The sequence below is a fragment of the Kitasatospora sp. NPDC092286 genome (assembly GCF_044755565.1).
GTDB lineage: Bacteria > Actinomycetota > Actinomycetes > Streptomycetales > Streptomycetaceae > Kitasatospora.
This window is the reverse complement of record NZ_JBIVRD010000042.1, coordinates 22,064-37,679: the sequence shown is the minus strand read 5'-3', so window position 1 is coordinate 37,679 and position 15,616 is coordinate 22,064. Positions and strand designations below refer to the sequence as shown.

The 15,616-nt window shown below is 74.5% G+C and carries 14 protein-coding genes; 9 read left to right on the top strand and 5 right to left on the bottom strand.

All coding sequences use genetic code 11. The features are described from left to right. Window positions 1-111 precede the first annotated feature (111 nt). On the bottom strand, window positions 112-336 hold the full coding sequence (locus tag ACIQIB_RS31920; RefSeq protein WP_363605143.1) for a DUF5988 family protein: 225 nt from the start codon (window positions 334-336) through the stop codon (window positions 112-114). A 489-nt stretch (window positions 337-825) separates the two neighbouring features. Between ACIQIB_RS31920 and ACIQIB_RS31915 the strand changes: the two genes are divergently transcribed. Further along, a complete protein-coding gene (locus ACIQIB_RS31915; RefSeq protein ID WP_363605141.1) occupies window positions 826-1,095 on the top strand; it encodes a hypothetical protein in 270 nt (89 codons plus the stop codon). Between the two features lie 72 nt (window positions 1,096-1,167). Here ACIQIB_RS31915 and ACIQIB_RS31910 read toward each other — a convergent pair whose 3' ends face one another. After that, on the bottom strand, window positions 1,168-2,100 hold the full coding sequence (locus ACIQIB_RS31910; RefSeq protein WP_400762223.1) for an LLM class flavin-dependent oxidoreductase: 933 nt from the start codon (window positions 2,098-2,100) through the stop codon (window positions 1,168-1,170). Window positions 2,101-2,591: 491 nt separating this feature from the next. On the opposite strand from ACIQIB_RS31910, the gene ACIQIB_RS31905 reads away from it, so the two are divergent. Genes ACIQIB_RS31905 through ACIQIB_RS31890 form a run of 4 tightly spaced genes read left to right on the top strand, consistent with a single transcriptional unit; the run spans window position 2,592 to window position 7,556 of the window. Beyond that, entirely contained in the window at window positions 2,592-4,094 is a 1,503-nt protein-coding gene (locus ACIQIB_RS31905; protein WP_400762221.1) for an NAD(P)/FAD-dependent oxidoreductase, read from the top strand. Further along, window positions 4,091-5,509 carry an aminotransferase class III-fold pyridoxal phosphate-dependent enzyme gene (locus tag ACIQIB_RS31900; RefSeq protein ID WP_363605137.1) on the top strand — a complete coding sequence of 473 codons (1,419 nt, stop codon included), beginning with the start codon at window positions 4,091-4,093 and terminating at the stop codon, window positions 5,507-5,509. The genes ACIQIB_RS31905 and ACIQIB_RS31900 overlap by 4 nt, the downstream gene beginning before the upstream one ends. Next, the gene (locus ACIQIB_RS31895) at window positions 5,506-6,096 is read left to right on the top strand and encodes a hypothetical protein (RefSeq protein WP_400762219.1); all 591 of its coding nucleotides are present in this window, start codon (window positions 5,506-5,508) and stop codon (window positions 6,094-6,096) included. Before ACIQIB_RS31900 ends, ACIQIB_RS31895 begins: the two co-directional genes overlap by 4 nt. Then, window positions 6,093-7,556: a GMC family oxidoreductase N-terminal domain-containing protein gene (locus ACIQIB_RS31890; RefSeq protein ID WP_400762217.1), complete on the top strand. Its 1,464-nt coding sequence runs from the start codon at window positions 6,093-6,095 to the stop codon at window positions 7,554-7,556. Before ACIQIB_RS31895 ends, ACIQIB_RS31890 begins: the two co-directional genes overlap by 4 nt. 31 nt (window positions 7,557-7,587) lie before the next feature. Here ACIQIB_RS31890 and ACIQIB_RS31885 read toward each other — a convergent pair whose 3' ends face one another. Continuing rightward, the gene (locus ACIQIB_RS31885) at window positions 7,588-9,108 is read right to left on the bottom strand and encodes a hypothetical protein (protein WP_400762216.1); all 1,521 of its coding nucleotides are present in this window, start codon (window positions 9,106-9,108) and stop codon (window positions 7,588-7,590) included. Window positions 9,109-9,386: 278 nt separating this feature from the next. Between ACIQIB_RS31885 and ACIQIB_RS31880 the strand changes: the two genes are divergently transcribed. The 3 genes from ACIQIB_RS31880 (at window position 9,387) to ACIQIB_RS31870 (ending at window position 12,070) form a co-directional block, all read left to right on the top strand. Beyond that, a complete protein-coding gene (locus tag ACIQIB_RS31880; protein WP_400650684.1) occupies window positions 9,387-9,986 on the top strand; it encodes a hypothetical protein in 600 nt (199 codons plus the stop codon). 253 nt (window positions 9,987-10,239) lie between these two features. Continuing rightward, window positions 10,240-10,923, top strand: a complete 684-nt coding sequence (locus ACIQIB_RS31875) for a hypothetical protein (protein ID WP_363605132.1) — start codon at window positions 10,240-10,242, stop codon at window positions 10,921-10,923. Between the two features lie 190 nt (window positions 10,924-11,113). After that, window positions 11,114-12,070, top strand: a complete 957-nt coding sequence (locus ACIQIB_RS31870) for a sporulation protein (RefSeq protein WP_400762214.1) — start codon at window positions 11,114-11,116, stop codon at window positions 12,068-12,070. A gap of 79 nt (window positions 12,071-12,149) precedes the next feature. Here the strand turns inward: ACIQIB_RS31870 and ACIQIB_RS31865 are convergent, their stop codons facing one another. After that, window positions 12,150-12,656, bottom strand: a complete 507-nt coding sequence (locus ACIQIB_RS31865; protein WP_363605130.1) for a DUF6328 family protein — start codon at window positions 12,654-12,656, stop codon at window positions 12,150-12,152. A 181-nt stretch (window positions 12,657-12,837) separates the two neighbouring features. On the opposite strand from ACIQIB_RS31865, the gene ACIQIB_RS31860 reads away from it, so the two are divergent. Further along, window positions 12,838-14,022 (top strand): alpha/beta hydrolase, encoded by a 1,185-nt coding sequence (locus tag ACIQIB_RS31860; RefSeq protein WP_400762212.1) that lies wholly within the window; start codon window positions 12,838-12,840, stop codon window positions 14,020-14,022. A 27-nt stretch (window positions 14,023-14,049) separates the two neighbouring features. Here the strand turns inward: ACIQIB_RS31860 and ACIQIB_RS31855 are convergent, their stop codons facing one another. Further along, a complete protein-coding gene (locus ACIQIB_RS31855) occupies window positions 14,050-15,597 on the bottom strand; it encodes an MATE family efflux transporter (protein ID WP_400762248.1) in 1,548 nt (515 codons plus the stop codon). Window positions 15,598-15,616 lie beyond the last annotated feature (19 nt).

The following is a 15,616-nucleotide window of genomic DNA, read 5'->3' as shown; positions in this document are numbered from 1 at the left end:
CCGCCGGGATCCGGTCGTCCGTCTCTTCCGGCCGGCTGTCGGGTCATCCGGTTTCGGTTCTCCGGCGGGGCGGACAGGGCCCGCCCCGCCTCAGGCGTGGTGCGGTGCGCGCTACTCGGCGATCGCCGTGCTGTAGCTCCAGCGGAACACCGGCAGCAGCTGACCGTCCACGTACTCGGTTCCGCCGCTGCGCTCGAAATGGTGGTGCTGCCCGCAGCGGGTGACGACCACCTGGGCCCCGCCCGTGGCCGGGTCGACGTCCGAAGGGTCGGTGGGCAGGCTGTCGGGCCGGCCTTCCAGAACGACCGACCGCTCGGCTCCTGCTGAATCGGTCACAAAAATTCGCGTTGACATACCGTAGCCATCCTCCGGTGAGGAGCGCCGGTGCACTGCTACGCAGGGTGATGATTTCCGGGTTTTCGGAGGACATCCGATGGGGGCCTCCTCCGTCTGCGAACACGCACGGTGAGAGCCTTCCGGTCCGCATGCGAAAGCCATTCCAGTGTGCCTGGAGTGCATCGAGGGAATATCCAGTTGGATTCAGTAGACCATGCCCGAATCGGGCATGCAACAATTCCCGGACGAGGCGGTTGGTGGAAAATTACACGACCGTACGGACCGGTTCGGCCGCATCGTCCGGGGCCTGGATATCGCCGCTCGCACGGGAATCCGCGGGGTGCCGCGCGGGCGCGGCCGCGGGCGGATCCACGGATGGCACACTCCGGTAGCGCTCCGTGTGGGCGCGTGTGTAGATGGTGACGGGCCGCCATGCCGCGGTGGCCTGCTGAACCACGAACTCCACAGCCTTGGAAGGGCGCTTCCCTCATGCGTACTGCTCACCGCGTACTCGCCGTCTCCGCGCTCGCGCTCCCGCTCGTCATCGGCGGGGCGACGGTCGCCTCCGCGACCGAGTCCGTCCACGTCCCGAACGCCAACTTCACCCAGGGGGCGTTCGCCGTCGGCCCGAACGGCAGCGCCATCCACTTCACCGATGTCGACTTCGGCCCGAACGGTGCCACGTTCTTCGAGGGCACCCTGGTGATCGGTCCGACGGGCGTGGCGGGCAACTTCACCGAGACCGGCATCGGCGGCTGACCGGTCCCGCTCCACGACCGCCCCGGGCCGACGGTCCGGGGCGGTCGTGCGTCGTCAGGGCGCCCTCAGGCCTCAGGCCCTCGGCGGTCCCGAGCGGACGCGGGCGCGGACGAGGTCGGCCGGGCCGCGGAACCAGCCGAGCTTCTCCACCCACCAGGTCAGCCCGGCCGCCCGGTACGGGGCGACGACGGCGGCGTCGGCCGCCGGCTCCAGCCCGGCGGTCTGCCCCTCCATGACGACCTCGAACGGCCGCCGGTCGCCGTTCGTCCGGTCGCTGTCCGTCGGGTCGCTGTCCGTCGGGTCGCCGTCCGGCCGGTCGCCGTTCCGGTGGGCGCGGACGTACCCGACGACGGCCTCCAGGTCCGCCGGAGGCATCATCTCGGTGTGGCCGACCCCGGCCCGGGTGGGGAAGACGCCGTCCCAGCGAGCGGCCCGGCGCATCGGGCGCCGTGCGGGCCAGGTCCCGGCGATCCACACCGGGATCCGCGGGCGCTGCGGGCTGACCGGCTGGAACGCCTGGTCCGCGACGGTGAACCAGCGGCCCTGGAACGTGAAGGGCCGGCCGGTCCACAGTCCGTCCAGGACCTGGAGGGCCTCGTCGAGCCGGTCGGCGCGCACCCGCGGATCCGGGTCCTCGCCCAGTGCCTCGAACTCCCGCGCGGAGGAGCCGAGACCGGCACCGAAGACCAGGCGGCCGCCGCTGAGCAGATCGAGGGCCACCGTCGCGCGCGCGACCTCGGCCGGGCGCTTCAGGGCGAGCACGCTGACCATGACGCCGAGGCGCAGCCGCGCCGTGTCGGCGGCGACCGCGGCCAGGGTGGTCCAGGCGTCGGTCACGTGCTCGCCGGGGTGTTCCGCGACCTGCCCGTCCCAGAGGAAGAACCCGTCCCAGCCGGACTGTTCGGCCAGTACCGCCAGTTCGCGCAGCAGCCGGGGATCCGCGTACTCGCGCCGGTTGGGGAGTCCGACCGCGTACCGCAGGGGCGGCTGAGGGGTGGCGTCCATCGGGTGCCGCCTTCCTGGCGTCGGCGGGCGCTTCGGTGGGCGCTTCGACAGGTGTGCCGCCCTGCCCCCGCCGGAGGGGGTGACCCGGCGGTGTTCCGGGGCCGTACGGCCCCGCTCACCCGGGGTGGTCCACGCCCTCATGATGTCCGGCGTCCGACGGCGGGGCAACAGGGGCCGCGCGCCTCGTCGCGCACGGTGACGCGGCGTTCGAAGCGGTCGGTCCGACGTGCCGATGGCCGGACCCGCCGCTACGGTCGGATGGCGGGGTGCCTCCGCCGTAACCGGCTCCGGTGCCCTCGCTCAGGCGCCGCCTCCCACGACGCGGCGCACGTCCGGACGCGAGCGGCCGGCGCCCCCTGGCGGGCGTACGGCGCGAACCGGTGGCTGGCGCCTCGGAACGCCTCCGGCCCCGCCGCGGGCCGTCGAACCCGCCGGGTGCGCGACCACCGTCCCGGGCGCCGGCCGAACCCCCGAGGTCCCGAGGAGTGGCGATGTCCGACAGCGGCTCGGCCCCGTCCCGGCTTCACCCGAACGGCCCGCCCGGCCTCGGCCCGCCCGGCGGTGAAGTCCTGGTGATCGGCGGCGGGTTCACCGGCCTGGCCGCCGCGCACGAACTCGCCCTGGCCGGCGTGGCCTGCCGGGTGCTGGAGAGCGAGCCCTTCGTCGGCGGCCTGGCCGGGTCGTTCGAGGTCGAGGGGGCCAGACTGGAACGCTTCTACCACCACTGGTTCTCCTCCGATCTGGAGATCCGGCGGCTCTGTGCCGAACTCGGCTGCGCCGAACTGCTGGAGCAGCACCGGACCCGGACCGGGGTGTACTACGCCAACACCGTGTACCGGCTGTCCAGCCCCTGGGACGTGCTGCGCTTCGCCCCGCTGCCGCTGCCCGACCGGGTCCGGCTGGGCTGGTCGGCGGTACGGGCCGGGCGGGTGCGGCACTGGCGGGAGCTGGAGGCGCTCACGGCCCGCGAGTGGCTGCTGGCGCTGAGCGGTCCGCGCGTCTACGAGACGGTCTGGAAACCGCTGCTGGAGGGCAAGTTCGGCCAGTACGCGCCGGAGGTCGGCGCCACCTGGATGTGGACCAAGCTCCATCTTCGCGGCGGCAGCCGGTCGCGTTCCGGCCGGGAGGTCCTCTACTACCTGCGCGGCGGCTGCGCCGCCCTGCTGGACGCCTGGGTCGCGCGCCTCACCGGCCTCGGTGTCCGGATCTCCACCGGCACACCGGTGCGGGAGGTGCTGACCGACGAGTCCGGCGTCCGCGGAGTCCGCACCGAGAGCGAAGTCCTGCCCGCCCGGCGGGTGCTGGCCACCACGGCGCCGGACCTGCTGGCCGGACTCCTCGCCCCGGGCGCCACCCCGGGCCGGGCGGCGGCCCACCCTTCGGTGCCCGCCGTCCGCCGGCAGCTGTCCGCGATCCCGTACCTGGCCAATCTCTGTCTGGTGCTGGAGAACGACCGGGCGCTGTCGGACACTTACTGGCTCAATGTCACCGACCCCTCGTTCCCCTACGTCGGCGTCATCGAGCACACCAACCTGGAGGCCTCCGACGCCTACGCCGGGCGCCACCTGGTCTACCTCTCCGCCTACCTGCCGACCGGCGCGGAGCTGTACCGGATGGACGACGAGGCCGTGTTCCGCGCCAGCCTGCCGCATCTGACCCGGATGTTCCCGGACTTCCACGAGGGGTGGGTACGGCGCCACCACGTCTGGCGCGCCGATCACGCCCAGCCGGTCATCACCCCGCACTACTCCGAGCGCGTCCCCGCGATGGAGACCGAGCTGCCCGGGCTCTACCTGGCCGGCATGGCCCAGGTCTTCCCGCAGGACCGGGGCACCAACTACGCGGTGCGGCAGGGCCGGCACGCCGGCCGGCTGATCGCCGACCGGATCCGCACCGCCCGGCCCGCCACCCACCACCCAGCCACCGAAGCGCAGTTGACCGATCTCACGGGCACCGCGGGCCCGCGACCCGTACCGCAGGAGGGAACCGAATGAGCGCACTGATCAGTGCCGAGGAGTGCGAGCGGATGCCCATCACGCGGGTGCACGAGCTCTACCGGCGCCATGTCAGCCGCGGGCAGGTGACGCTGCTCGGGGCGTTCGGCTTCGGCCGCGACACCGTGGACAGCGCCTCGGGCTGCTGGATCACCCTGAGCGACGGCCGGCGCGTCCTGGACTTCACCGGCGGCATCGGCGTGCTGAACCACGGCCACAACCACCCCAGGATCCTGGCCGCCCGCCGCCGCTTCCAGGAACGGCGGCGCATGGAGGTGCACAAGAACTACCTCTCGCCCTATGTGGCCGCGCTCGGCCACAACCTGGCCCAACTGCTGCCCGGGGACCTGGACATCAGCTACTTCCCGAACTCGGGCGCGGAGGCCGTCGAGGGCGCCCTCAAGATGGCGTACAAGTACCACCGGGGGCACCGCGGCACCGTTCTGCACAGCGACATCGCCTTCCACGGCAAACTGCTCGGGGCCGGCAGCCTGACCGCCTCGCCCGAGGTGCACTTCGCCTTCCCCCGGATCCCCGGCACGGACCGCTTCGCCTACGACGACCTGGCCTCGTTGCGGCTGGCCCTGGAGCGGCACACCACCCCCGAGGGGACGAGCGACGTCTACGCGCTCGTCCTGGAGCCGTTCAGCGCCTCCAGCCTGCGCGAGTGCTCCGAGGAGTTCCTGCGCGAGGCGCGGCGGCTCTGCACCGAGCACGACATCGTCCTGATCTTCGACGAGGTCTACACCGCCTGGGGCCGGACCGGCTCGCTGTTCCACTTCATGCGCCACCGCGGCCTCGTCCCCGACGTGGTGACCACCTCCAAGTCCTTCGGCGGCGGCAAGGCCTCCATCTCCGGCTATGTGGCCCGGGAACCGGTGTTCCGCCGGGCCTACGACGCACTGCCCGACGCCACCCTGCACAGCACCACCTACTACGGCTTCGGGGAGGAGACCGCGACCGCGCTGGAGGCCGTGGCGATCGCCGTCGAGGACGACTACCCGGGCCGGGCCCGCCGCATCGGCGAGCGGCTGCGCGGGGGCCTCACCGCCCTCGCCCGCGCACACCCCCGGGCCGTCGCCGAGGTCCGGGGGAGCGGCGCCCTGCACGGTGTGGTGCTGCGGCCCGGCCCGAGCTCCCTCGACCACCTGCTGCGGCTGCTGCCGTCCGCGTTCGCCCGCGATCCGCAGGCCCAGGCCAAGCTGGCGACCGCCGCCGTGGTCGCCGCGCTCTACCGCGACCACGGCGTGCTCACCTACTACGGCTCCAGCCGGGACCTGCCGCTGATCGCCGCGCCCCCGCTGATCGCCGGGGACGCCGAGATCGACCGCTTCCTCGACGGGCTGGACGCCGTCCTGGCGAAGGGGATGCCCCGGCTGCTGGCCGGCCTGGTCCGGGAGAAGGTCGCCTCGTGAACGGCCTGGTGAGGCGGCTGATGACCGCCTTCGCGGCCGCCTTCGGGGCCGGCTTCGTGACGGGTCTCGTGAGCCGTCTGATGGGTCGCCCGGTGAACCGTCCGGTGGTTCGTCGCCCACCGCGGCCTTCCGCGGACGGTGACCGCCGCTGGGAGCGGCGGGTGCGGGGCGGCGGCCTCCCGCCGATCTGGGCGGCCCGCTACGCCGTCCTGGCCGAACCGTCCCGGCAGGCCGCGGCGGTGAGGCACACCGCCGCGACGCTGGCCGCGCTCCCCGGGCCGTACCGGACGGTGTTCGCCGCCCTGCTGCGGGTGTTCCCGGCGGCCGTCGCCCTCGCCGCCCTGCCGGCGATCCCGGGCCGCAGCCGGGACCGGGCCCGGCTGCGGCGCGCCGCCGACCGGCTCGCCGCGGTGCCGGGCTGCGCCGAACTGCTCAGGGTGAGCAGCGTGCTGGCCCTGCACGGAGCCCTGGACGGCGCTCTTGACGGCGGCCTGGTCGGCGGCCCGGTCGGACCGGGCGCCGCCGGGTCGCCGACCGCCGGTACGGCCTCCACCGGTGCGGCGGGCCCGGCCGGAGGCCCCCGATGACGGCCGCCGTGCCCGCCACCCACTGCGACGCGCTGGTGATCGGCTCGGGCGCCGGAGGCAGCGCCGCCGCGCTGGAGCTGGCCGGGGCCGGCCGGGAGGTCCTGGTGCTGGAGGAGGGCCCGCGCGTCGCACCGGAGCGGATCGCGCGGGCGTCCCCGGCGGAGAACCTGCGCCTGCTCTACCGCCAGGGCGGACTCGTGCTCATCCACGGCAGGCCCACCATCCCGTTCGGGGAGGGCCGTTGCGTCGGCGGCACCACCGTGGTCAACGGGGGGCTCTTCTGGCGGCCCCCCGACCGCCTGCTCGACCGCTGGGCGGCGGCCGGGGTCGACGGCTACCGGGCGCACCACCTCGCGCCCCAACTCGCCGACATGGAACGGCGCCTGGGCGTGACCGACCAGCCGCCCGGCGCGGGCAACCGTGACTCGCTGCTGCTGGCCCGGGCCGCCGACCGGCTCGGCTGGCACTGGGCCCCGGCCCGCCGGGTGGTGCGCGGCTGCGCGCACGCCAACCGGTGTGTCACCGGCTGTCCCACCGGAGCCAAACAGAGCATGCTGGTCAGCTACCTCCCCGCCGCGGAACGGCTCGCGGCGGTCGTCCAGCCGGACACCAGGGTCGTCCGGCTCGAACACGACGGCGCCCGGGTGACCGCCGTGCACGCCGTGCGGGACGGCCGGCGCCTGCGCTTCCTCCCCCGGACGGTGTTCCTGGCCGCCGGCCCGGTCGGCAGCGCGCTGCTGCTGCGCCGCAGCGGTATCGGTGGCCGGGGCCCGGGCCGGAGCATCGCCTTCCACGTCAACCTCCGGACGGTGGCCCGGTTCCGCGAGCCGGTCCTGGCCGTCGAGGGCACCATCTTCACCGCGCAGCTGCAGGAGTTCGCCGACCGGGGAGTCCTGGTGATGCCCGGGAACCTCACCCCGGGCTCGCTCGCGGCGGCGCTGGCCGCCCACCCGACGGGAACCGTGGACCGGATGCTGGCCCAGCTCGACCGGGTCGCGGTCTACACCACCCAGGTGCGCGTGCGGGCCGCGGCCCGGCTGACCGCCGTCCCCGGCCTCGGCGCCGTCCTGCGCCACCGGCTGGCCGACGAGGACGTCGGTCTGCTGCGGTTCGCGTTCCGCCGGACGGCCGAACTCCTGCTGGCGGCCGGCGCGGTCGAGCTCCTGCCACCCGCGCCCGTCACCCTCACCGGCGCCGGGCCGGCGGCCGACTTCGCCCGCCGGAGCCGGCCCGAGACCTGGGACCTGCTCTCCGTGCACGCCATGGCGTCCTGCCCGATGGGGCCGCCCGCCACGGGAGGGGTGTGCGACGCCGGCGGCCGGCCGTACGGCTTCACCAACCTGCGGCTCTGTGACGCGAGCGTGCTGCCCGGCGCGACCGGTGTCAGCCCGCAGGAGACCGTCATGGGCTTCGCCCACCTGATCGCCGCCCGCTATCTGGAGGGCCCCGCCGTGGGGTGACGGCGGCCTGGGGCGGTCGCGGCCGGTCCGGTCAGTGCCGGTTCTGCACCTGGGGGTCGGTGAATCCGACGGCGAACACCGTGCGCAGGGAGGTGATGGTGGTCGCGGTCCGGTCGGTGCAGACGCCGGTGTCGTCCGCGCCCGCCGTGAAGTGCGGGTGGCCCTTGGGGCGGCAGATGCCTTCGGTGAGGCCCCACAGTTCGTCGACCCGGGTGGTGCCCAGCACGGGCCAGTAGCTCAGGGCCTGGGGCGAACCGGCGCCCCAGTTGCCGGTCCGGGCGTCGCCCGAGCCACAGGTGGTGACGGGGCGGGTGTCGCCGGTCCAGGTGTGGGAGAAGACGGCCGGCTTGGTCCCGCACCCCTTGGAGAAGGCGAAGTTGAGCGCGCCCTGGTCGTCGGTCCAGGTCATGCCGCCCTGGAGGCCGCGGTAGCCGTCGGCGGTGAAGGCGTCCTGGACGACCGTCCGGCCGCCGGACGTCTTCAGCAGCCCCGGCCCGGTCGCCGCACTGGCCGGGTTGAGCTGGTAGCGGACCACCCGGGCACCGGAGGCCTGGCCGTACCACTCGCCGGTGACCAGCTTGAAGGTGGAGCCGCCGCCGGTCTTGTCGAGGGAGAGCCAGGAGAAGCAGAGGGACTGCGCGTCGATCGGCCCGGTGGCGGCGCACGAGGGCGCGGCCTTGGCCTGGAAGTAGCGGTGGACCTCCGGCAGGACGTACGGGTAGCCGCAGGCGCTGGACTTCCCGTTGCTGATGCCGACCGTCGAGACGTCGGACCCGTAGGTGTCCACCTTGGCCAGCTTGTTGATGTCGAAGACGCGGATGCCGTGGGCGGTGTCGGTGACGTAGATGTAGTTGGCGTACCACGCGATGCCGCCGCCGTGGCCCTTGACGAAGGTGAAGTCGGAGGCGGTGGCCGAGGTGCTGGTCGGCTCCGCCAGCAGGACGTGGCGGTACTTGCGGGTGGTGCGGTCGATGAAGGTGAGCTTCAGCAGGTTGTCGGTCTTGCAGCCGGCGGAGGTCTCGTCGCCGTACGCCTTGTAGTGCCAGCTGACGGCGGCGACGCTCTGCCCCTGGATGGCCCCGTCGCCGCCGTCGGCCGTGCCGGTGGTGCTGAGGCCCTGCGGGTACCAGTGCTCGGTGGTGTCGTCCGCGTACGCGCTCGACCAGCACCAGGCGGTCTTCTTCGCCACGTCGGCCGGCGGCAGGCCGGCGGTCTCGGTGCCCGCGCACGCCCCCATCTGCCGGAGGTTCAGCCAACCGTCCGTCCGGCCGGCCGAGTTGGTGGTGAAGTTCGTGCTGATGACGTCGCCCAGGCCGACGGGCTTCCCGAGGTGGTTCTTGAGGAGGCTGTCGGTGGCGGCGGCGTAGCTGGTGTCCGTCAGCTGGAACTGGCCGGCGGTCGGGGACAGCGGGTTCACCACGGGTGCGGCGGCCGGGGCGGTCGGCTCGTCCGCCGCCGCGGCGGACGGCGCCGGGCCCGCCAGGGCGGTCATCCAGACGGCGGCCAGGGCGGCGAGGGTGGACTTCCACCGTAATGTGCGGGACTGTCCCATGCGTCTCTCCTCGGTGCTTGGTGCAGGGTTGGACTGGGCAGATGATCGCAACAGGGTATGACATGTTCAGGATTGCTCCCAGGGGTCGCGGCGCACTCGCCCGGCCGTCCTCGGTGGCGAACCGCGGCGCCGGCCCGCCGGGCGGACCGTGATCTTGACGAGTTGTTAACACCCGGTCGCCGTGGGTAGCTTGTGCACTTCGCCGCCCGGGGGAAGTGGCGTCGGCGTGGCCCGGCGCGACCGCGGTGGCCGAGGAGCTTGTCCGGAAGGCGTGTGCCGTGGACCTGACCGAACTCGCCGAGCAGCTCGACGGCCGCGCCGCCGTGGCGGTGCGCCCGCACCTGTTCCGCGCCGCCGACGACGAGGCCCGCTGGGTCTGCTGGCTGTACGGCTACCGGATAGCGGAGGTCCGGCGCGCCGGACCCGACACCGAGCTGCTGGCCGTCGCCGACCCCGACCCGGGCGCCCGTGCCCGCGGCGCCTGGATGCGCCGGCCCGACCTGGACCCCGGCGGCGATCCGCCGGTGCCGTGGACCCGGGTGACCGCGGCCCGGCCGAACGGGGCCGGGGCGCCCCCGGTGTGGACGCCGCCGGGCTGGCCGCCCGGCCACGCCCCGGTCCGCCCGGCGCCCGGCCGGATGCCCGGGCCCACCCCCGGCCAGGCCGGCGCCGGCCCCGAGCCGTCGCTGCTGCTGCTCCTCGCCGCCCTCTTCGGGGTGCTCGCGGCGCTGTTCGCCGCCACCCGCCCCGCCGGCGCCGTCCTCCTGCTGTTCTTCGCGGCCGGGAGCCTGGCCGCCTACCCGTTCGCGCGGCACCGCCGGGAGCGCCTGGTGCGGCGGGCGGTGGCGGAGTGGCCGCCGGGGGAGCGCGCCGGATAGCCGGCCGGTCCGACTTCACCGCCGGCCCCGGTGGCCGCCGGCCTGACGCCTTGCCAAGCCCCTGGGTGCCGTGTGCTGCTGGCGGACGCCGCGATGCTCTACAGTGCTGTAGAACTAAGGGTCGGCGGGGCCGCCGGCCGCGGTCCGGCGTGGGCGCGGGCGGCCGGGGAGGGCGGTGGGGGGCCGCCCGCCGCGCGGAGGCGGGCCGGGGGGAACCGTGGCCGGCCGGTGAACAGCGAACGGGGAAGACACCATGGACAGGCCGCTTCGACTGCCGCAGCAGGACCGGGCCGACTTCGAGACCGCCCTGAGCCGGGCGCTGGAACTCCCGCAGGTCCGCGCCGCCCTCCAGCAGTCCGGCGACGGCGCGCACGGCGCCGAGCGGCTGCGGCGGCAGGCGCGTGAACACGCCGAGTACGTCCTCGCGGCGGCGTCCCCGGAGTACGAGCGGTACGCGGCCCTGCGGGCGGACGCCGACGCGCTGGCCCGCCTGCCCGTGGACGCCCCGGGGCGCGAGCGGCTGTCCGGCTGGCTCGGGGTGCTGGCGCTCATCGTGCCGATCGTCGCGGGCAGCGCCGCCGCCGTCTTCCTCCTCCTCGGCTACGGGCTCCGGCTCACGGACTCCCTGGAGGTGCTCGGCGAGGCGCTGAGCGGCGCCGGGTGGATCGCCGCCGCCGTCGCGCCGGCCAGTGCGCTGGCCGGTGGGCTGGGGCTGCTGAGGGCGGCCGCCCGGCCGCGCCCGGCCGAGAGCCCCGGCGGTGCCGGTGTGGTGGACGGCGGCCTGGAGGAGGCCAGGAGCGCCTGGCGGGCCGCGCTCACCGAGCGCGGCCTGGTGCCCTTCCTCGTCGCCCGGGCCGGAGCCGGGGACGGCGGCGGCGAGGCGGTGTCGGGCTTCCGCCCGCGCTACACCAGCCCGGACTTCGAGACCGACGTGTAGGCCGCGCTGTCCGGATCGCGGTGGGCGCGCGGCGGGGGTGCTGACGCTTCGGCAGGTGACTCCGCGCCACGGCGGGTTTGCCGGCCCTTTACACTTCGATGGGCGCCGAATTCCGGTCCGTACCCGCTCGTTCCGGTCCGTTCCGTCCTGCGGTGTCCCGCCAAGAACCGAACACGAAGGAGAGCACCCGATGGTGTTCAAACGGCTCCTCGGCGCCCTCGGCGTCGGCGGCCCCAGGGTCGACACGGTCCTGTCCACCCCGACCGTCCGCCCCGGCGGTCAGGTCCTCGGCCGGGTCGAGCTGGTCGGCGGCGGCCGTGACGCCGACATCGCCGGTATCACGCTGCACCTGGTGGCGCGGGTCGAGGTCGAGCACGACGACCAGGAGGGCACGGCCCCGGCCCCGTTCGCGACCGCGGTCGTGGCCGGCCCGCTGACGCTGCGGGCCGAGGAGCGGCGATCGGTCGAGTTCTCCCTGCCGGTGCCCTACGAGGCCCCCGTCACCGCCATCGCGGGGCAGCCGCTGCACGGCATGACGGTGGGCGTGCTCACCGAGGTCGACGTCGACGGCGGCCGCGACAAGAGCGACGCCGACGCGCTCACCATCGAGCCGCTGCCGCTCCAGCAGCAGGTGCTGGACGCGTTCACCGCCGCCGGGTTCCGGTTCAGGCGGGCCGACCTGGAGTCCGGGTACATCCGCGGCACCGGTCAGACCCTGCCGTTCTACCAGGAGATCGAGTTCGCCGCGGCCCCGCAGTACGCGCACGCCTGCAGCGAGGTCGAACTCACCTTCCTCAGCACGCCGTTCCAGACCGAGGTGGTCCTGGAGGTCGACCGGCGGTCCGGCGGCTTCGGCCACGGCGGCGATGTGATCAACCGTCATGTGCTGGACGAGACGGCCGCCCGGAAGGACCTCGCCGCCACCGTCGACGAGTGGATGCGCCAGGCGCTCCAGCACCACACCGCCCACGACGGCTCCCACCACGACGGCTCCCACCACCAGGACGGCGACCACCGGAGCGGCCCCGGCATGGGCGCCCTGGTCGGCGGAGCCGTCGCCGGTGCCGCGGTGGGCTTCGTCGGCGGCATGATCGTCGACGAGGTGGTGGACGAGGTCGTCGACGAGTTCTTCGACGACGAGGACTGACCCCCGCCCACGGCTCGGTGCGCGCCCGGTGCCCGGCCCGCGACCTCCCGGCGGGCCGGGCACCTCGGGGCCGGGCAGCTCAGGACGATCGCCGGCGCAGCCCCCAGGGGAGGGCGAACCACAGGACGGCGAACAGCACGGTGGTCGCGCCGGCGATCACGGCGGCCGCGGTGCGGTTGAGCACGACGTCCATCAGCAGCAGCACGGCCGCGTTGAGTGCCAGGGCGAGGAAGGCCAGCCCGATCTCGGTGAACCGGGCGGACAGCTCGACGATGCGGCGTTTGGCGCCGCGGTGGAACAGCGCCCGGTGCAGGGCGACGGGCGTGGACAGCACGGCGGCGGACACCACGGTGAGCAGGAACGTGGCGACGTAGAGGGTCTGCTGGGTGTTGTCCAGCGTGCCGAAGCGCTCGGTGAAGGCCATGCCGAGCAGGAACGCGAACAGGATCTGCACACCGGTCTGGACCACCCGCAGCTCCTGCAGGAGCTCGACGAGGTTGCGGTCGGCCCGCTGCTCCGGTGTCTCCGGGCGTGTCCACGCGGGCTCCGGCTCCGGCGGTGTGGGGGGTGTCGGCGGCGTCTGCATGCCCTTACTGTCCACCGGGCCGTCGGCCGCCCGACCGCGCCGCGCCGCCCGCCACCGCCGCCCGCCACCGCCGCTCCCAGCCGCGCCCCACCGGCGCACCCGCCGGCCGTGCCCCGCTGCCCGACGGGTGCGCCGACCGCCGGGTGGGGGCCACAGTGGTAGGGGAGACGGAGCGCGATTGGTGGCGAGCCGGGACATGGGACTCACCGGTCACAGGCTGTTGGCACTGATGGTGCTGTTCGCGGTGCTGACGGTGCTCGGCACGCTGTGGGTCTGGCCGAAGCTGGCGGTCCGCAGCTGGCCGGCGATGTTCCTGCGGCTCGGCACCATCGCGCTGACCCAGACCGTGCTGCTCTGCACGCTCGGTCTGGTGGGCAACGACTATTTCGTGTTCTACAGCAGCTGGTCGGACCTGCTGGGCCACAACCGGGGCCAGGGCGTGATCCAGGGCGGCCCGGTGACGCCGGGCATGAGGGAACCGGGTACGAGGACACCGGGCGCGGGGGCGCCGGCGCCCGGTGTGCAGGTGCTCGGCACGGCCGAGGTCACCGGCGCCGGGGGATTCGGCTCCGACCCGGCCCGGGCCGGCCGGCTCGACCGGGTGCACATCCCCGGCCCGGCCACCGGCCTGTCCACCGACGGCTACGTCTACCTGCCGCCGCAGTACTTCCAGCCGTCCTTCCAGGACCGGAGATTTCCTGCCGTGATCGTCATGACGGGGTTCCCCGGAGAGGCCGAGAACCTGGTCACCAAGCTGAGGTACCCGGCCACCGAGCTGAAACTGCTCAGGAACGGGACGATGCGGCCCACCGTCCTGGTGCTGATGCGGCCCTCCCCGTCGATGCCCCGGGACAGCGAGTGCGAGGACATCCCGAACGGCCCGCAGGCGCAGACGTACTTCACCGCCGACGTGCCGCAGGACCTCAGGGCCTCGTACCGGGTGCTGCCCGGGCCGGGCGGCCTAGGGGTGATGGGCGACTCCACCGGCGGCTACTGCGCGGTCAAGCTCGGCATGGAGCATCCGCAGGTCTTCTCCGCCGCGGTCTCGCTGTCCGGCTACCTCAAGGCGGCGGAGGACATCACCACGGGTGATCTCTTCGGCGGCAGTCAGCAGCGCCGCGACCAGGCCGACCTCGACTGGCGGCTCGCCCACCTGCCCGCCCCCGCGCTGGCGGTGCTGCTCGCCGACAGCAAGGAGGACGGCCGGACCTACGCCGACTCCCGGGCCTTCGCCGCCGCCGCGCATGCCCCGATGACCGTCACCCAGGCCACCGTCGACTCCGGCGGCCACAACTTCACCACCTGGATCCGGCTGCTCCCGCCCTCCCTCGGCTGGCTGAGCACCCACCTCGCCGACCCCGCCTGACGGCCGGCGGACGGGGCCGGCGAGTGGTCACACCGCCGGGGTGGCGACGGCCGGGGCCGCGCCCGCCCGGGCGGTGAGGGCCCGGCCGTAGCGGCGGAGCAGCAGGACCGCGGTGGTGGCGAGGCCGATGAGGAGGCCGAACCAGAGGCCGAGGGTGTCGCCGCCGAGCGGGTAGGCGAGGAGCCAGGCGGCGGGCAGACCGACGAGCCAGTAGCCGACGAGGGTGATGCGGAAGCCGCTCCCGGTGTCGTCGAGGCCGCGCAGCAGCCCGACGCCGATGTTCTGGGCGCAGTCGAAGAACTGCAGCACGGCGACGACGGCGAGCAGTCCGGTGGCGATCTCCAGGCCCTGCCGGTCGGCCGCCGAGCCGGGGTCGAAGTAGGGCCGCAGCACGAGGTCCGGCAGGGTCAGGTAGACCGTGCCGACCACCGCCATCACCACCGCGCCGCAGGCGAGCGCGGTGTTGCGGATGCGGCGCGCGGCGGCGTACGCGCCGAGCGCGAGTTCCCGGCTGACGTTGATGGACGCGGCGTGCGAGAGGCCGACGGCGACCTGGAAGACGATGTAGATCAGCTGGTTGACGGCGGTGTGCGCGGCGAGCGCGGCCGCGCCGAAGCTGCCGGCCAGCAGCGCGGTGACGGAGAAGAAGCCGGCCTCGGAGCCGTAGGTCGCGGCGATCGGCGTGCCGAGGCCCAGCAGCCGTCGCACGGTCGCCGCGTCGGCCCGCCAGAAGTCCAGGCCGAGCAGCGGGGCGAGCTGCGGGTCGCGGCGGGCGGACCCGTACAGGGCGAGGAAGGAGAGCAGGTGGACACAGCTGGTGGCGACGCCGATGCCGGTGAGGCCGAGTGTCGGCATGCCCCAGGTGCCGTGGATGAACGCCCAGTTGAGCGCCGCGTTGACGGCGACCGAGACGACGGTGATCCGCAGCAGGGCCTGCGGGCGGCGCATGCCGACGGTGAACTGGCGGATCGCCTGGAACCAGAGGCAGGGGAGCAGCCCGGGGGCGAGCGCGAGGAGCATGCCCTGGGCGCGGTCGGCGACGGTGGCGTCCTGGCCGAGGAGGGTGGCGGCCTGGCCGATCAGGACCATCAGGGCGGCTCCGGCGACGCCGGCGAGGGTGGCGACGGCCATCGCCGCGCGGACCAGGCCGCGGACCTCGTCGCCCGGCCCGGCAGCGGTCGCGGCCTCGGTACCGGCCTCGGCAGTGGTCGCGGCCTCGGTACCGGCCTCGGCAGTGGTCGCGGCCTCGGTACCGGCCTCGGTACCGGCCTCGGCAGTGGTCGCGGTGTCGGCACCGGCCTCGGCGTCGGGATTCCCGGTGGACCGTTCGGCCCGGGCGGCGGCCGCCGCGACCTGGTTGCCGACGGAGGTGACCAGACCGACCCCCATGGTGCGGAGCTGGTTGAAGATGACCAGGGCGAGGCCGCCGGCCGCGAGCGCCTCGGTGCCCAGCACGCCCATCATGATGGTGTCGGTGGTGGTGAGGGCGACCTGGGCGAGCTGGGTCAGCGCGAGCGGGACGGCGAGCGCGGCGAGCGCCCGGCCGTCGCGGACCAGCGTGGTCAACTGCTGCATGGTGGTGGTCACGTGTTCC

Bases quoted from the DNA above. Each gene is read 5' to 3' on its own strand.
- ACIQIB_RS31885 (WP_400762216.1), bottom strand. From the start codon at position 9,108: ATGGGACAGTCCCGCACATTACGGTGGAAGTCCACCCTCGCCGCCCTG.
- ACIQIB_RS31890 (WP_400762217.1), top strand. From the start codon at position 6,093: ATGACGGCCGCCGTGCCCGCCACCCACTGCGACGCGCTGGTGATCGGC.
- ACIQIB_RS31875 (WP_363605132.1), top strand. From the start codon at position 10,240: ATGGACAGGCCGCTTCGACTGCCGCAGCAGGACCGGGCCGACTTCGAG.
- ACIQIB_RS31865 (WP_363605130.1), bottom strand. From the start codon at position 12,656: ATGCAGACGCCGCCGACACCCCCCACACCGCCGGAGCCGGAGCCCGCG.
- ACIQIB_RS31870 (WP_400762214.1), top strand. From the start codon at position 11,114: ATGGTGTTCAAACGGCTCCTCGGCGCCCTCGGCGTCGGCGGCCCCAGG.
- ACIQIB_RS31900 (WP_363605137.1), top strand. From the start codon at position 4,091: ATGAGCGCACTGATCAGTGCCGAGGAGTGCGAGCGGATGCCCATCACG.
- ACIQIB_RS31905 (WP_400762221.1), top strand. From the start codon at position 2,592: ATGTCCGACAGCGGCTCGGCCCCGTCCCGGCTTCACCCGAACGGCCCG.
- ACIQIB_RS31910 (WP_400762223.1), bottom strand. From the start codon at position 2,100: ATGGACGCCACCCCTCAGCCGCCCCTGCGGTACGCGGTCGGACTCCCC.
- ACIQIB_RS31855 (WP_400762248.1), bottom strand. From the start codon at position 15,597: ATGCAGCAGTTGACCACGCTGGTCCGCGACGGCCGGGCGCTCGCCGCG.
- ACIQIB_RS31915 (WP_363605141.1), top strand. From the start codon at position 826: ATGCGTACTGCTCACCGCGTACTCGCCGTCTCCGCGCTCGCGCTCCCG.